This window comes from Amycolatopsis sp. GM8, assembly GCF_021653975.1.
Lineage (GTDB): Bacteria > Actinomycetota > Actinomycetes > Mycobacteriales > Pseudonocardiaceae > Amycolatopsis_E.
The window spans coordinates 35,103-49,929 of record NZ_JAJKFK010000013.1 but is presented as its reverse complement, the minus strand read 5'-3'; the positions used below and the strand labels follow the sequence as shown (position 1 = coordinate 49,929).

General features: G+C 70.7%; 13 protein-coding genes. 3 read left to right on the top strand and 10 right to left on the bottom strand.

Features of this window, described 5'->3' with window-relative positions; all coding sequences use genetic code 11:
• Positions 1–40: 40 nt before the first annotated feature.
• Complete coding sequence (gene guaA, locus LOZ83_RS37900; RefSeq protein WP_236796741.1) at positions 41–1,585, bottom strand: glutamine-hydrolyzing GMP synthase; 1,545 nt, start codon at positions 1,583–1,585, stop codon at positions 41–43.
• Between the two features lie 99 nt (positions 1,586–1,684).
• On the opposite strand from guaA, the gene LOZ83_RS37895 reads away from it, so the two are divergent.
• Positions 1,685–3,130, top strand: a complete 1,446-nt coding sequence (locus tag LOZ83_RS37895; protein WP_236796739.1) for an aldehyde dehydrogenase family protein — start codon at positions 1,685–1,687, stop codon at positions 3,128–3,130.
• A gap of 152 nt (positions 3,131–3,282) precedes the next feature.
• Here the strand turns inward: LOZ83_RS37895 and LOZ83_RS37890 are convergent, their stop codons facing one another.
• The 3 genes from LOZ83_RS37890 to guaB are packed head-to-tail and all read right to left on the bottom strand — an operon-like array spanning position 3,283 to position 7,702.
• Positions 3,283–4,977, bottom strand: a complete 1,695-nt coding sequence (locus LOZ83_RS37890) for a GMC family oxidoreductase (RefSeq protein WP_236796738.1) — start codon at positions 4,975–4,977, stop codon at positions 3,283–3,285.
• Positions 4,978–5,033: 56 nt separating this feature from the next.
• Complete coding sequence (locus tag LOZ83_RS37885) at positions 5,034–6,167, bottom strand: GuaB3 family IMP dehydrogenase-related protein (protein WP_236796737.1); 1,134 nt, start codon at positions 6,165–6,167, stop codon at positions 5,034–5,036.
• A gap of 32 nt (positions 6,168–6,199) precedes the next feature.
• Positions 6,200–7,702: an IMP dehydrogenase gene (gene guaB / locus LOZ83_RS37880; protein WP_236796736.1), complete on the bottom strand. Its 1,503-nt coding sequence runs from the start codon at positions 7,700–7,702 to the stop codon at positions 6,200–6,202.
• Positions 7,703–7,783: 81 nt separating this feature from the next.
• Between guaB and LOZ83_RS37875 the strand changes: the two genes are divergently transcribed.
• Positions 7,784–8,179, top strand: coding sequence for a DUF5319 domain-containing protein (locus LOZ83_RS37875; RefSeq protein ID WP_236796735.1), 396 nt, complete (start codon positions 7,784–7,786; stop codon positions 8,177–8,179).
• A 23-nt stretch (positions 8,180–8,202) separates the two neighbouring features.
• Here the strand turns inward: LOZ83_RS37875 and LOZ83_RS37870 are convergent, their stop codons facing one another.
• The 5 genes from LOZ83_RS37870 to LOZ83_RS37850 all read right to left on the bottom strand — a co-directional run bounded on the left by LOZ83_RS37870 (position 8,203) and on the right by LOZ83_RS37850 (position 12,488).
• Positions 8,203–9,150 (bottom strand): anti-sigma-D factor RsdA, encoded by a 948-nt coding sequence (locus tag LOZ83_RS37870; protein WP_236796734.1) that lies wholly within the window; start codon positions 9,148–9,150, stop codon positions 8,203–8,205.
• Positions 9,151–9,723, bottom strand: a complete 573-nt coding sequence (locus LOZ83_RS37865) for a sigma-70 family RNA polymerase sigma factor (RefSeq protein ID WP_236796732.1) — start codon at positions 9,721–9,723, stop codon at positions 9,151–9,153. It lies immediately after the preceding gene.
• 239 nt (positions 9,724–9,962) lie between these two features.
• Positions 9,963–10,559: a response regulator transcription factor gene (locus LOZ83_RS37860; RefSeq protein ID WP_027940930.1), complete on the bottom strand. Its 597-nt coding sequence runs from the start codon at positions 10,557–10,559 to the stop codon at positions 9,963–9,965.
• A 141-nt stretch (positions 10,560–10,700) separates the two neighbouring features.
• Positions 10,701–11,516, bottom strand: coding sequence for a hypothetical protein (locus tag LOZ83_RS37855; protein WP_236796836.1), 816 nt, complete (start codon positions 11,514–11,516; stop codon positions 10,701–10,703).
• A 69-nt stretch (positions 11,517–11,585) separates the two neighbouring features.
• A complete protein-coding gene (locus tag LOZ83_RS37850) occupies positions 11,586–12,488 on the bottom strand; it encodes a MerR family transcriptional regulator (RefSeq protein WP_236796731.1) in 903 nt (300 codons plus the stop codon).
• 225 nt (positions 12,489–12,713) lie between these two features.
• On the opposite strand from LOZ83_RS37850, the gene LOZ83_RS37845 reads away from it, so the two are divergent.
• The gene (locus LOZ83_RS37845) at positions 12,714–13,016 is read left to right on the top strand and encodes a WhiB family transcriptional regulator (RefSeq protein WP_236796729.1); all 303 of its coding nucleotides are present in this window, start codon (positions 12,714–12,716) and stop codon (positions 13,014–13,016) included.
• A 117-nt stretch (positions 13,017–13,133) separates the two neighbouring features.
• On the opposite strand, the gene groL is transcribed toward LOZ83_RS37845, so the two are convergent.
• Positions 13,134–14,750, bottom strand: a complete 1,617-nt coding sequence (groL, locus tag LOZ83_RS37840) for a chaperonin GroEL (RefSeq protein ID WP_236796728.1) — start codon at positions 14,748–14,750, stop codon at positions 13,134–13,136.
• Positions 14,751–14,827 lie beyond the last annotated feature (77 nt).

Here is a 14,827-nt window from a genome sequence, read left to right as displayed (position 1 = left end):
CGACACCGACGACGCCGAGTTCGACACTCGGCGTCGTTCGTCATTCCCACTCGATGGTGCCCGGCGGCTTGCTGGTCACGTCCAGCACGACCCGGTTGACCTCGGCCACCTCGTTGGTGATCCGGGTCGAGATACGCTCCAGCACTTCGTACGGCAGCCGGGTCCAGTCCGCGGTCATCGCGTCCTCGCTGGACACCGGCCGCAGCACCACCGGATGCCCGTAGGTGCGGCCGTCGCCCTGCACACCGACACTGCGCACGTCCGCGAGCAGCACCACCGGGCACTGCCAGATGTCGCGGTCCAAACCGGCGGCGGTCAGCTCCTCGCGCGCGATCGCGTCCGCCGCGCGCAGGGTCTCCAGCCGGTCGTGGGTGACCTCGCCGATGATCCGGATGCCCAGCCCCGGCCCGGGGAACGGCTGGCGCTGCACGATCGTCTCGGGCAGGCCCAGTTCGAGACCGACCCGGCGCACCTCGTCCTTGAACAGCAGCCGCAGCGGCTCGACCAGCTCGAACTGCAAGTCGTCGGGCAGCCCACCGACGTTGTGGTGGCTCTTGATGTTCGACGCGCCCGCGCCGCCGCCGGACTCGACGACGTCCGGGTACAGCGTGCCCTGCACGAGGAACCGGTAGTCACCGCGCGCCTTGAGATCCCGCTCGGCCTGCTCGAACACCCGGATGAACTCGCGGCCGATGATCTTGCGCTTCTCCTCGGGGTCGGACACCCCGGCCAGCGCGTCGAGGAACCGGTCGCGCGCGTCGACGGTGACCAGGTCGACCCCGGTCGCCGCCACGAAGTCCCGCTCGACCTGGGCGCGCTCACCGGCGCGCAGCAGGCCGTGGTCGACGAAGACGCAAGTCAGCCGGTCACCGATGGCACGCTGCACGAGCGCGCCGGCGACGGCGGAGTCGACCCCGCCGGACAGCCCGCAGATCGCCCTGCCATCGCCGATCTGCTCGCGGATCTTGGCGATCTGTTCGTCCACAATGGACGCGGTGGTCCACTCCGGGCCGATGCCCGCGATATCGCGCAGGAAGCGGCGCAACACCTCCTGGCCGTGCGGCGAGTGCAGTACCTCCGGGTGGTACTGCACCCCGGCGTAGCCCTCGGCGGGATTCTCGTACGCCGCAACGGGTGTGCGTCCGGACGAGGCTGTGACCGCGGCGCCGGGCGGGGCCTTCGTGACACTGTCGCCGTGGCTCATCCACACCTGGTGCCGTGCGGGCAGTTCGCGGTGCAGGATGCCGGCGTCGTCGGCGAGGTCCAGCTCGGTGCGGCCGTATTCGCGGAAACCGGTCGCCTCGACGGTGCCGCCGAGCGCCTGCGCGAGCACCTGAAACCCGTAGCAGATCCCGAAGATCGGCACGCCGGCCTTCGCGAGCGCCGGGTCCATGCCGGGCGCGCCGGGCGAGTAGGCGCTGGCCGGGCCACCGGAAAGGATGATCGCGGCGGGGTTACGCGCCATGATCTCCTCGACCGTGGCGTCGTGCGGCACCACCTCGGAGTACACCTGGGCTTCGCGGACCCGGCGCGCGATCAGCTGCGCGTACTGCGCGCCGAAGTCCACCACGACGACGGGACCCAACCCGCACCTCCTACCTGAGCCGAGACAACCATCGTCCCAGGTGAGCCACACCACGCCTCCCCCGGCCCGGACCAAACCGGCGCGCCTTACCTTGGTGTCATGGACACCATCACTCCGGAGCCACGCCCCGCGTGGATCGCCGGCCGGGCGGAGCAGGGCACCGGCACGCTCGAGGTCACGCACCCGATGGACGGCAGCGAGGTCGCCACCGTCGCCGTGCCCGGTCCCGACCAGGTGGAACGGGCCGTGGCGGCGGCCGTGGCGGTCGCGCCCGAATTCCGCCGCTCGCCCGCGCACGTCCGGGCCGCCGCGCTGGACCACGTGTCCCGCCGGCTCGCCGCGCGCGCCGAGGAGCTGGCCGAGGTCATCACCGCCGAGAACGGCAAGCCGTACAAGTGGGCCGAGGTCGAGGTGAAGCGCGCGGTCTCGGTGTTCCGGATCGCCGCCGAGGAAGCCCGCCGGTTCACCGGTGAGGTCCAGCGGCTCGACACCGATGCCGGCGGCGAAGGGCGGCTCGCGCTGGTCCGGCGCGTGCCGCGCGGTCCGGTGCTGGGTATCGCGCCGTTCAACTTCCCGCTGAACCTGGTCGCGCACAAGGTCGCGCCCTCGCTCGCGGTCGGCGCGCCGATCATCGTCAAGCCGGCGCCGCGCACCCCGTTGTCGGCTCTGATCCTGGGCGAGATCCTCGCTGAGACGGATCTGCCGGAAGGCGCTTTCTCCGTGCTGCCGCTGGGAAATGCCGAGACGGGCGCGCTCGTCGCGGACCCGCGGCTGCCGGTGGTGTCGTTCACCGGTTCCGGCCCGGTCGGCTGGTCGCTGGCCGAGGCGGCGCCGCGCAAGCACATCGTGCTGGAGCTGGGCGGCAACGCGGCGGCGGTCGTCCTCGGTGACTGGCCGGACCTGCCGGGTGCCGCGGCGCGCATCGCGACGTTCGGGAACTACCAGGCCGGGCAGTCGTGCATCGCGGTGCAGCGGGTGATCGTGGAGCGGTCCGTCGCGGACGAGTTCGTGCCGGCGTTGGTGGACGCCGTGCGGGCGCAGAAGACCGGCGACCCGTACGACACGACGGTCGACGTGGGCCCGGTGGTGGACGAGGCGGCGGCGAAGCGGATCGTGGCGTGGGTCGAGGACGCCGTGGCCGGTGGCGCGAAGGTGCTGACCGGCGGTACGCGGGAGGGTGCGAGCGTCGAGCCCACGCTGCTGACGGATGTGCCGGTGGACGCCAAGGCCTGGGCGGAGGAGATCTTCGGCCCAGTGCTCGCTTTGTCCATTGTGGACAGCCCGGATGAGGCTTTCGCCGCGGTCAACGCCTCGGCGTACGGGTTGCAGGCAGGCGTGTTCACACGCGACGTGCAGCAGGCTTTCCGCGCTTCGGCCGAACTCGAAGTCGGCGGCATCATCGTCGGCGACGTGCCTTCGTACCGCGCGGACCAGATGCCCTACGGCGGCGTCAAGGGCTCCGGCGTCGGCCGCGAAGGCGTCCTCGCCGCGATGCACGACCTGACGGAGGAGCACGTCACGGTGTTCACCGGGATCGAGCTGTAAGCCGCCCGCCGTGTTTGCCCGCCACGTCGGTGAGTTTGCCCGTCACGTCGGTGAATTGGCCCGCCACGCGGCCCGTTTGCGCGGGAGGCCAACTCACCGACGCCGGGAGCCAACTCACCGACGGGAGGAGCAAACACGCCGATCGGCGGGCGCTAGACCGAACGCAGTGCCGCCGGGGCTTCCGCGGGGACGGCGGGGTTCTTCGGCGCGACCGGGTCGAGCCGCTGGTACCCCGCCTCCTGCGCGGGCCTCGGGTCGGCCTCGCCCTTGTTGGGCCAGAAGGAAAACGCCCGCTCGGCCTGTGCCGCGATGGTGAGCGACGGGTTCACACCCAGGTTCGCCGTGACCGCTGTCCCGTCCACAATGGACAGGCCGGGGTAGTTGAACACGCGGTGGTACGGGTCGATCACGCCGTCGGCGACGGAGACACCGATCGGCGCGCCGCCGATGAAGTGGGCCGTCAGCGGGATGTCGAAGATCTCGCCCCACGTCCCGCCCGCGACGCCGTCGATGTGCTCGGCCGTGCGCAGGTTCGCCTCGTGCCCGGCCGGGATGAACGACGGGTTCGGCTCCCCGTGCCCCTGCTTCGACGTGTATCGCCGCCGCCCGAACAGGCCGCGCCTGGTGAACGTCGTGATCGAGTTGTCGAGGCTCTGCATCACCAGCAGGATCACGGTCCGCTCGCTCCACCGGTACCCGTTGAGCATCCGCAGCGACCGCACCGGATGCCGCAGCATCGTCGCCAGCATCTGCCGCCACCGCGGCGCCTTCAGCGAACCGTCCGTCGCGATCGTCTGCAGCAGGCTCATCGCGTTGCTGCCCTTGCCGTACCGCACCGGCTCGATGTGCGTGGTCTCGTCCGGGTGGATCGACGACGTGATCGCCACGCCGCGGCTGAAGTCCTGCGCGGGATCGACCGACAGCCGTCCGGCGCCGATGATCGCCTCCGAGTTCGTCCGGGTCAGCTCACCGAACCGCGCGGACAACTCCGGCAGCACACCCTTGTCCCGCATGCGATGCAGCAACTGCTGGGTACCCCAGGTGCCCGCCGCCAGCACGACCTGGCCCGCGGTCAGCGTGCTACGGGAACGCTTCGAGCCCGTCCGGTGCACCTCGACGACGAACGAACCGCCCGCCCGCGGCCGCACGGTGTCCACAGTGGACATCGGAAGGACCTTCGCGCCACCCCGTTCCGCGAGGTACAGGTAGTTCTTGACCAGCGTGTTCTTCGCGCCCACCCGGCACCCGGTCATGCACGCACCACATTCGGTGCAGCCGACGCGTTCCGGCCCGGCACCACCGAAGTACGGGTCGGCCACCTGCTCGCCGGGCTTGCCGAAATACACCCCGACGGGCGTGGGGTGGTAGCTGTCCGCGACCCCCATGTCCGCCGCGACCTTGCGCATCACCTCGTCCGACGGCGTGACCGTCGGGTTCGTGACCACGCCCAGCATCCGGCTCGCCTGGTCGTAGTGCGGCGCGAGTTCGGCCTCCCAGTCGGTGATGTGTGCCCACTGCCGGTCGCGGTAGAACGGCTTCAGCGGCCGGTACAGCGTGTTCGCGTAGACCAGCGAGCCACCGCCGACCCCGGCGCCCGCGAGCACCATGACGTTGTTGAGCAGGTGGATACGCTGGATGCCGAAGCAGCCGAGCGCGGGCGCCCACAGGTACCGCTTGAGGTCCCAGGACGTCTTCGCGAACTCGTCGTCGGCGAACCGCCGGCCGGCCTCCAGCACGGCGACCCGGTAGCCCTTCTCGGTGAGCCGGAGGGCCGCGACGCTGCCGCCGAAGCCCGATCCGACCACGATCACGTCATAGTCAGCTGCGCTGCTGTTACTCGCGGTCACACCAAAAAGGGTAACGCCGGGGCCGGCTCCTGACCAGGAGTAAGTTACCGATGGGTTCAGCCGCGCACGGACAGCCCGACACGCTGGAACTCCTTCAGATCCGAATACCCCGTCTTCGCCATCGCGCGGCGCAGCGCACCGAACAGGTTGATCGCCCCGTCGGCGTCCGAGGAGGGCCCGAACAGCAGCGTCTTCAGGTCGACCTCGATGTCCGGGCCCGCGGCCACGCGCGAACGCGGCAGCGACGGGTGCGCGGCCGCGGCGGTCCAGTACAGCCCGTGCCCGGGCGCGGTCGAGGACGCCGCGAGCGGCGCGCCCAGCATGACCGCGTCCGCGCCGCAGGCGATCGCCTTCGCGATATCGCCGGAACAGGTCATGCCGCCGTCGGCCAGCACGTGCACGTAGCGGCCGCCCGTCTCGTCGAGGTAGTCCCGGCGGGCGGCGGCCGCGTCGATGATCGCGGTGGCCATCGGCACCCCGATGCCCAGCACCCGGTCCGTGCTCGTGATGCCCGGCGTGTAGCCATGGCCGACGATGACGCCCGCGGCACCGGTGCGCATCAGGTGCATCGCCGTGCGGTAGTCGGCGACCCCGCCCGCGATCACCGGCACGTCGAGCCCGCCGATGAACTCCTTGAGGTCGAGCGGGTCCGCGTCGCCCGAGACCACGTGCTCGGCCGAGATGATCGTGCCCTGCACGACCAGGATCTCCACCCCCGCGGCGATCAGGTGCGGGGTCAGCACGGCGGCCCGCTGCGGGCTCACCCGCGCGGCGACCGTCACCCCCGACTCGCGGACCGTGCGCAGCGCCTCGTCCAGCAGCTCCGGCTGCACCGGCGCCGAATGCAGCTCCTGCAGCACCCGCACGAGCGCGGTCGGGTCCTCGTCCTGCACCGTGTCGAGCAGCCGCTGCATGGCCTTCTCGACATCGGCGTGCCGGGCCCACAGGCCCTCGGCGTTGAGCACCCCGAGCCCGCCCTGCTGCCCGATCTCCACGGCACTGGCCGGCGACACGATCGCGTCGGTCGGATGCGTGACGAGCGGAAGGTCGAACCGGTAGGCGTCGATCTGCCAGGTGGTCGAGACCACCGCCGACGAACGCGTCCGGCGCGACGGGACGATCTCCACGTCGTCGAGGTCGTACGCGCGCCGCGCGGTCCGCCCCATCCCGATCTCGATCAGATCCCGCACGTGCGGATCCCCTCTCGTGTGCTGAAGGCCCGTCAGCGGGCGATGTAGTTGGGCGCCTCGACGGTCATCGTGATGTCGTGCGGGTGGCTCTCCTTGAGGCCCGCCGCGGTGATCCGCACCAGCTGCGCCTGCTGCAGCTGCGCGACCGTCTCCGCACCCGCGTAGCCCATGCCCATCCGGAGGCCGCCGACGAGCTGGTGCACGACGTTGGCCAGCGGCCCGCGGAACTGGATGCGTCCCTCGATGCCCTCGGGGACGAGCTTGTCTTCGCTGAGCACGTCGTCCTGGGCGTAGCGGTCCTTCGAGTAGGACTTCCGGCCGTCGCGCGAAGACATCGCGCCGAGCGAGCCCATCCCCCGGTAGACCTTGAACTGCTTGCCGTTCACCAGGATCAGCTCACCCGGCGACTCACCGGTGCCCGCGAGCAGGCTGCCGAGCATCACGCTCGACGCGCCCGCGGTGATGGCCTTGACGATGTCCCCCGAGTACTGGATGCCACCGTCGCCGATCACCGGCACGCCCGCCGGACGGCAGGCCTTGTCGGCCTCGTAGATCGCGGAAATCTGCGGCACGCCGACACCCGCGACGACCCGCGTGGTGCAGATCGAGCCCGGCCCGACGCCGACCTTGACCGCGTCCGCACCCGCGTCCACCAGCGCTTGCGCCCCGGCGCGGGTGGCCACGTTCCCGCCGACGACGTCGACGGTGTCGCCCAGTTCCTTCTTCAGCGTCGTGACCATGTCGATCACCGCGCGAGCATGGCCGTGCGCGGTGTCCACCATCAGCACGTCCACCCCCGCGTCGGCCAGCGCCATCGCGCGCTGGTGGCCCGCGGTGCCGACGCCGACGGCCGCGCCGACCACGAGACGGCCGTCCGGGTCCTTGGTGGCGTCGGGATACTGCTCGGTCTTGACGAAGTCCTTGACGGTGATCAGCCCGCGCAGCTTGCCCGCGCCGTCCACGATCGGCAGCTTCTCGATCTTGTGCCGGCGCAGCAGCCCGAGCGCCGCGTCCGCGGTGACCCCGACCTGCGCGGTGATGAGCCCCTTGGTGGTCATGACCTCGCTGACCGGGCGGCTGTAGTCCACCTCGAAGCGCATGTCGCGGTTGGTGATGATGCCGACCAGCTGGCCCGCCGCGTCGGTGACCGGGACGCCGGAGATGCGGAAACGCGCGCACAGCGCGTCGACCTCGGCGAGGGTGTCCTCGGGGGAGCAGGTGACCGGGTCCGTCACCATGCCGGCCTCGGACCGCTTGACCACCTCGACCGCGGCGGCCTGCTCGTCGGTCGGCAGGTTCCGGTGCAGGACGCCCATCCCGCCCTGGCGGGCCATCGCGATGGCCATCCGCGCCTCGGTCACGGTGTCCATCGCGGCGGACACGATCGGCATGTGGAGCGTGACGTTGCGGGACAGCCGGGTGCCGGTGTCGACCGCGCTGGGGAGGATGTCGGACTCCGCCGGCAGCAGCAGCACGTCGTCAAAGGTCAGGCCCAGCATCGCGAACTTGTCTTCTGGGTTGAACTCGCTCGTCATGGCTGGTGACAGACCTTCCTGGCAGATCGGAGAACTCCTTGTCGATGGTATCTGGACAGCTCCCCACCCCGGCCCGGTACCGTGCAGGCCGTGCCGCACGACCTGTTGCCCCCGGACCCGTTCGCCGACGACCCCGACGACCCCGCCAAGGATCTCGACGCTTTCGCCGATGACCTGGACGAACCGATGGACTCCCGCGCCCGCACGGAGCTGCTGGCCGACCTGTCCGACCTGGCCGTCTACCAGGCGCTGCTGGAGCCGCGCGGGGTCCGGGGCATCGTCGTGGACTGCGGGGAATGTGACCAACCGCATTACCACGACTGGCATCTGCTGCGCGCGAGCCTCGAACAGCTGCTCGCCGACGGCCGGATGCGCCCGCACGAGCCCGCGTACGACCCGGACCCGGCGGACTACGTCAGCTGGGACTACTGCCGCGGGTTCGCGGACGGCGTGACCGCGACGGAAAGCGCTTACTGAGGCTCGGGCCCGGGCCCGCCCGATCACCCGCCGCTGGTGGCGCCGGTGTCCACACTGGCCGGCTGCTTGCCGGGAGCGTTGTTGGAGTCCGTCGTGTCGTAGCGGACCGTGCTGCCGCCCGTGCCCGCCGCGGACGCCGAGCTGGTGCCCGTGGTGGGCGGCGAAGAGCTCGGGCTTTCCGAGGACGGCGGCGGCTGGCTCGAGCTGGTCGCCGGCGGTGGCGTCGTCGTGGTCGTGCTCGGCGGCGGGGTCGTCGTGGTCGAGGACATCGCCTGGGACGTCGACGACTGCGAGGTCGGCGGCCGCGGGGTTTCCGGCGCCGACGGGTTCTGCAGCATCGCGGTGAGCTGCTGGTGCTCCCGCATCAGCTGGGCCAGGTTGTCCTCGGTGGCGACCTGCGACAGCTTCGCGGCCGCCTCCGCGAGCGCCTGCTGCGCCTCGGCGATGCGGCCCTGGGACAGCGCGATGCTCGCCTGCTGCAGGTCGGTGCGCGCCGCGGAGGCGGCCTCGACCGAGCGGGCGTGGTCGGAGTAGAGGACCTTCGTCAGGCCCCACAGCGCGTCCCCGGGCTGGGCGTCCCGCGCGGCGATGCTGGTGCCGCTGAAGGCGATGGCCAGCACCGCGGCGGCGACCGCCACCGGCACGAGGATCCGCCGCTTCCGGGCGCGCTGCCCGTGTTTCTGCGCCAGCGCCGCGGTCTTCACGGTGACGACCGCGGTATCGGTGTCGACAAGCTCGGCGAGCGGTTCACTGTCGATGTCACGCCGCCAGGCCAGCAGCAGTGCGTTCAGTTCCTGGTCCCCGAGGCTGTCCGCCACCTTGGGATCGGAGCCACCGAGGGCGTCCAGCAGTGCGTCATCTGCGTGCACGGCGGACAGATCGGCCTCGAACGCCGCCTGCGACGCACTCATCGTGTCGTCGTACCCACCGAGCTCACGTCTGATCTCGTCGCGGCTGTCGCGGTCGGTCACTCAGGCCACCTCCTCGGACGCCAGCGCCTTGCGGAGGCGCGCGAGGGCACGATGCTGCGCGACCCGCACCGCACCCGGTGTCGAGTCGACCGCTTCCGCGGTCTCTTCAGCAGACAACCCCACGACCACTCGAAGCACCACGATCTCGCGTTGTTTGTCCGGCAACACCCGGAGCAACTGGGCCATCCGCTCGTTCAACTCCCCTTGCAGGGCATGCTGCTCCGGACCGATATCGCCCTCGATCTCGTCCGGGATCTCGGCCACCGGCTCGGCCCGGTTACGAGCGGCCGCGCGATGCGCGTCGGCCACCTTGTGCTGGGCGATGCCGTACACGAAAGCCAGGAACGGGCGCCCTTGGTCACGGTACGAAGGCAGGGCCGTGAGCACCGCGAGACACACCTCCTGAGCTACGTCGTCTGCCGAAGCGAACGAACGCTCCTGCCGGCCTACTCGGGCGCGGCAATACCGCACCACTAGAGGACGGATAGCAGCAAGCAGCCGCTCGGTCGCCTGAGGATCTCCCTCGACGGCGGCGGCGACTGACTCCTCCAGTCCGTCCCCCACATTGGCCATCGCAGACAACAGTCCCAGCGTTACGTGTAGGCGTACAAAATGACGGCACGCGAGATCGAACATCCCTCGCACCGGTGATGCCCACCGTACCGCCCGGCGTCGACATCGCTCGTGCACGGTCGCCATCGGCGCGCCCCGATTATCCGGGGCGCGCCGGGCGAGCGTCACGCAAAGGTGTTCAAGAATTCAACGAGCTTGCGCAGCTTACAATATGAAAGATACTCAGAAAAGCGCGTCCGTCAGGACACGAGCCCGCGGCGGAAACCGTGGGCGACCGCCTGCGCGCGGTCCCGCACGCCCAGCTTGCGGAACAGCCGGCGGGCGTGCGTCTTCACGGTGTCTTCCGACAGGTAGAGCTCGCGGCCGATCTGGCCGTTGCTCTTGCCCTGACTCATCCCCCGCAGTACCTGCAATTCGCGTTCGGTGAGCTGGACGCCGGGATCGGCGGGCTGACGCGGTGCGGGCACCGAGGTGCTCGCCAGCGTGTGCGCCAGTGCGGCCACGAGCTCGGGGCGAGAGGCGTCCCACCTCAGGTAACCGCGGGCGCCCCCGGCGATCGCGGCGGCGATGCTCGAGGCATCGTCGGGCGCGCCGAAGACGATCACGTTCGCCTGGGGATTGGCGGACACCAGCCGCCGAGTCGCCTCCACCCCGGCCGGCATCGCGCGCTGGGTGCCGACGAGGACGACGTCCACCGGCTGGCGCGAATACCTGGCCAGCAACTCGTCACCGTGCGCTACGCAGTCGATGCGACTGACGCCGGGGACAGCAGACATCACGCGAGTGAGCCCTTCGCGGACACTGCGTCGGTCGTCGCAGATCAAGACCGTAGTCACGGGGTTTCCTTCCTGCAGCCGGGTGACCTTCCATATCCCCTATCGGACGCTTTAGGCCGAACCTTGACACGATCCGGTGGCTTTTTTTGGAAGATCTTCGCCCGGATGTCGGTATGGCCACCTCGGCTGCTCCAACCGGCGTCACGCCGGGACCCACGGCGATTCACTCGCCAGCCGCCTCCCGTCCGGATCGGTTCGTAGTAACACAGCGTGTACCAGCGCCTCGACGCTGGATCGATCACGGCCACCCCCGCCGGGCCGGTGCTCCGCAGCGAGCAGTCCGGCGGGCCAGCTCAAGGAGCGTAGTGCGAACTTGTCGGTCACCGCGAGTGCTTCGTCGATGAGGTGCACCGCTCGTTCACGGTCTCCCGCGGCCCCCAGCGCGGCGGCGAGCACGAGCTGGGATTTCACGACGTGCCGCAGCGCGCCGGCCGCCGTCGCGAATTCGAGCGCGGACTCCGCCGGAGCCACCGCGCCGGCCGGCCGGCCGCCGGCGAGCTCGATCTCGGCGGTGACCCAGCCCAGCCGGACCTTCGACCGCCAGCTCCGCGCCGTCACGCGGGCCACCAGGCGCCGGGCGAGCGGCAGCCGGCCGACGCCCAGGTTGTCGGCGGCCAGGCCGAGCAGCGCGTCGGCCCGCGCCCCCTCGGCATCGAGACCGTCCGGGTCCTCGTCACCGGACAGGCCGGTCACGAGCCGGAGCGCGCCGCCATCGGGTCCGAAGGCGGCGCGATGCCCGCCGAGCTGACGGCGATGCGACGCGAAGGTCGACCGGGCAAGCGACCCGAGCACCCGATCCCGGCCGCCCGCGACCTCGTCCAGCAGCGTCGCCGCACTCGCGTACCGGCCCTGCGCGCCGAGCACGATCGCGGTCAGCAGCTTCGCGCGCGGCGACGCGGGCACACCGGACGGGACCACCGGCAGGTCGCCGAAGGCCGCCCGTCGCAGCTCTTCCATGGGCACGCGACCAAACTAGCGGCGCGAAGCGCCTCGATGAGGGGTGGTGGTCGGGTGAGGGGCCGGCGCTTAGCGACCAAGTAAGACATATTCGATGCGTTCGGCCGCCTCGCGCAGGTCAGGCAACAACTCGACCTTGTCGGGCAAGGCGGCGCCGCCCCAGCCGGGTCCCCAGGCGAACACCCGGCTGCGCTGGCGGCCGCGCGACACGCGCGGGAACAACCCGCCGTCGGCCATCGTGCTCCGCTGGGCCCGCAGCACGACGGCGGCGGGTGCGCTGCGCCGCACGGCGACGGCCAGCACTTCGGCCGGTGGCGCGGTCCCGAAGACCTGGGCGCTGATCCCGCGTTCGGCCAGGCAGGCGGCCAGCGCGTACAGCGGAAGGGCCGATCGCTCGTCCGGCACGGTACTCAGCAGCACCGGCCGGGAGTTACGCGGCTGCTCCAGCAGCGGCGTCGCCCGGATCAGCGCGGCCAGCACGGACTCGGTCAGCAGGTACTCGGCCTCGGCGCCGGCGTGCGTGCCGTGCCAGCCCGCGCCGAACGCGGTCAGCACCGGCTCGATGACGGTCTCCCAGGCCGCTCCGGCGCCGGCGTCCGCGATCGCCGCCGCGAGCAGGCGCTGGGTCGCGGCGGCGTCCAGGGCGAACGCGGCGCCGCGCAGCCGCCGCGCGACGGAACGGTCGGGGTCGGCCCGCGCGGGGCGGGTCTCGGCGGGTCCGTCGGTGATCGCCGCGTCGAGCGCGAACCGGGCGGCTTCCGCCGTCGAGGCGCCCCGGAGCAGGGCGCGCTGCATGAGTTCGAGACGGCTGATGTCGGTGGCGCCGTAGCGGCGGTGCTTGCCGCCCGTGTGCCTGCTCGGGCCGAGCCCGTACCGCCGGTCCCAGGTGCGGAGCGTGGCCGGGGCGACGCCGAGCCGCCTGGCCACGGCGGCCACCGGCATCGTCGGCTCTGCCTGCCGTGCGCGATCCATTCGATCAAATATCGCCGACGCATGACTACCCAGCAACCTGGAAGTTATGCAGGCCCACCTGCGGAAGATCGCATACTCACGCTTGCGGGGGACATCCAAAGGATGAATCCCACCGATTTCCTTGAACAACTATTGGCGCGCTTCTAACGTTACCGCCGTTGCACCGAATGGAGTAGTCGGAGTGCGACAACGAGGGGATCCGACCGAATAACGGAGGCGGTCACGATGGCAGACACGCGCAGGCTTCCCGGTCCCAACGCAGATATCTGGGACTGGCAGCTGGAGGGGTCCTGCCGAGGGATGGACAGTGCTGCTTTCTTCCATCCTGACGGGGAGCGCGGACCGGCCAGGGCACGACGGGAGGCCCGGGCGAAAGCGATTTGCCAGTCCTGCCCGGTTCTGCGGTTGTGCCGGGAACACGCACTGGCCGTGCACGAGCCGTACGGCATCTGGGGCGGTCTTTCCGAGTCCGAGCGGGACAACATCCTCAAGACCGGTAAGCGCCAGCTGAGTCTTTCCGGCCAGTGAGGGGGAGGAAAAGGGGGTGACGCCCGCGCGGGCGTCACCCCCTTTTTCATGCGTGGAAATAACGAAAAAGGGGCGGTTCCCGGCCGGGAACCGCCCCTTTTCCGACTTGCGGATGCGTCAGTGCGCGTGGCCGTGACCGTGGCCGTGCGCGTCTTCGTCCTCCTCGACCGGCTTCTCGACCACGGAGCTCTCCGTGGTGAGCACCAGCCGGGCGATCGACGCCGCGTTGGCCACCGCGGAGCGGGTGACCTTCACCGGGTCGACGATGCCCGCCGCGAGCAGGTCGGTGATCTCACCGGTGGCCGCGTTCAGACCGTGGCCCCAGCCCTGCTCCTGCACCTTGGACACGATGACCGCGCCCTCGAAGCCGGCGTTGCTGGCGATCCAGTACAGCGGCGCGGAGAGCGCGTCGCGGACGATCTTCACGCCCGTCGCCTCGTCCCCGGTGAGCCCCAGGTCGCCGAGCTCCTTGACCGCGTGCACGAGCGCCGAGCCACCGCCGGGCACGATGCCCTCCTCGACGGCTGCCTTGGTGGCGGCCACGGCGTCCTCGATGCGGTGCTTGCGCTCGTTGAGCTCGGTCTCGGTGGCCGCACCGACCTTGATGACGGCGACGCCGCCACCCAGCTTGGCCAGCCGCTCCTGCAGCTTCTCACGGTCCCAGTCGGAGTCGGTGGTCTCGATCTCCTTGCGGATCTGGGCGATCCGCGCGGTGATGTCGTCCTTGGTGCCGGCCCCGTCCACGATCGTCGTGAAGTCCTTGGTGACCTCGATGCGCCGCGCGGAGCCCAGCGCGTCGAGCCCGATCTCGGACAGCTTCATGCCGATCTCGGACGAGATGACCTGCGCGCCCGTGACGACGCCGAGGTCGTCCAGGAACGCCTTGCGGCGGTCACCGAAGAACGGCGCCTTCACGGCGACCGCGTTGATCGTCTTGCGCAGGGAGTTGACCACCAGGGTGGACAGCGCCTCGCCGTCGACGTCCTCGGCGATGATCAGCAGCGGCCGCTTGGCCTCCACGACCTTCTCCAGCACCGGGAGCAGGTCCGCCAGCGCGGAGATCTTCTCGCGGTGCAGCAGCACGTACGCGTTCTCGAGGATCGCGCGCTGCTCTTCGGGGTTGGTCGCGAAGTACGCCGACAGGTAGCCCTTGTCGAACTGGACGCCCTCGGTGATCTCGAGCTCGGTGGCCATCGTGGAGGACTCCTCCACGGTGATCACGCCGTCCTCGCCGACCTTCTCCACGGCCTCGCCGAGCAGCTCACCGATCGTGGCGTCCCGGGAGGTGACCGTGCCGACCTGGGCGATGCTCTCGCGGCCCTTGACCGGCGTGGCCTTGCTCTTGAGCACCTCGATGACCTTCTCGGCCGCCGCCTCGATACCGCGACCGAGCGCGGTTGGGTTGGCGCCGGCGGCCACGTTGCGCAGGCCGACCCGAACCAGGGACTGCGCCAGCACGGTGGCCGTGGTGGTGCCGTCACCGGCGACGTCGTTGGTCTTCGTGGCGACGTTCTTGGCCAGCTGGGCGCCGAGGTTCTCGAACGGGTCGTCGAGGTCGATCTCCCGGGCCACCGTCACGCCGTCGAGCGTGATGGTCGGGCCGCCGAACTTCTTGTCCAGCACGACGTGCCGGCCGCGCGGCCCGAGGGTGACCTTGACCGCGTCGGCGAGCTTGTTCACCCCGCGCTCGAGCGCCCGACGAGCGTCCTCGTCGAAGTTGATCTGCTTAGGCATTTGAGTCCTCTCTAGACCGCAGAACGCCCCGGCCCCCGGCTAAGCGGGGCCCGGGGCGTTCGATGCGTGCGCCGGTC

What these genes read in the sequence shown, in the direction of transcription:
- LOZ83_RS37855 (WP_236796836.1), bottom strand. Translation starts at nt 11,516, where the DNA reads ATGGAAGAGCTGCGACGGGCGGCCTTCGGCGACCTGCCGGTGGTCCCG.
- LOZ83_RS37850 (WP_236796731.1), bottom strand. Translation starts at nt 12,488, where the DNA reads ATGGATCGCGCACGGCAGGCAGAGCCGACGATGCCGGTGGCCGCCGTG.
- groL (WP_236796728.1), bottom strand. Translation starts at nt 14,750, where the DNA reads ATGCCTAAGCAGATCAACTTCGACGAGGACGCTCGTCGGGCGCTCGAG.
- guaB (WP_236796736.1), bottom strand. Translation starts at nt 7,702, where the DNA reads ATGACGAGCGAGTTCAACCCAGAAGACAAGTTCGCGATGCTGGGCCTG.
- LOZ83_RS37865 (WP_236796732.1), bottom strand. Translation starts at nt 9,723, where the DNA reads ATGGCCAATGTGGGGGACGGACTGGAGGAGTCAGTCGCCGCCGCCGTC.
- LOZ83_RS37845 (WP_236796729.1), top strand. Translation starts at nt 12,714, where the DNA reads ATGGCAGACACGCGCAGGCTTCCCGGTCCCAACGCAGATATCTGGGAC.
- LOZ83_RS37895 (WP_236796739.1), top strand. Translation starts at nt 1,685, where the DNA reads ATGGACACCATCACTCCGGAGCCACGCCCCGCGTGGATCGCCGGCCGG.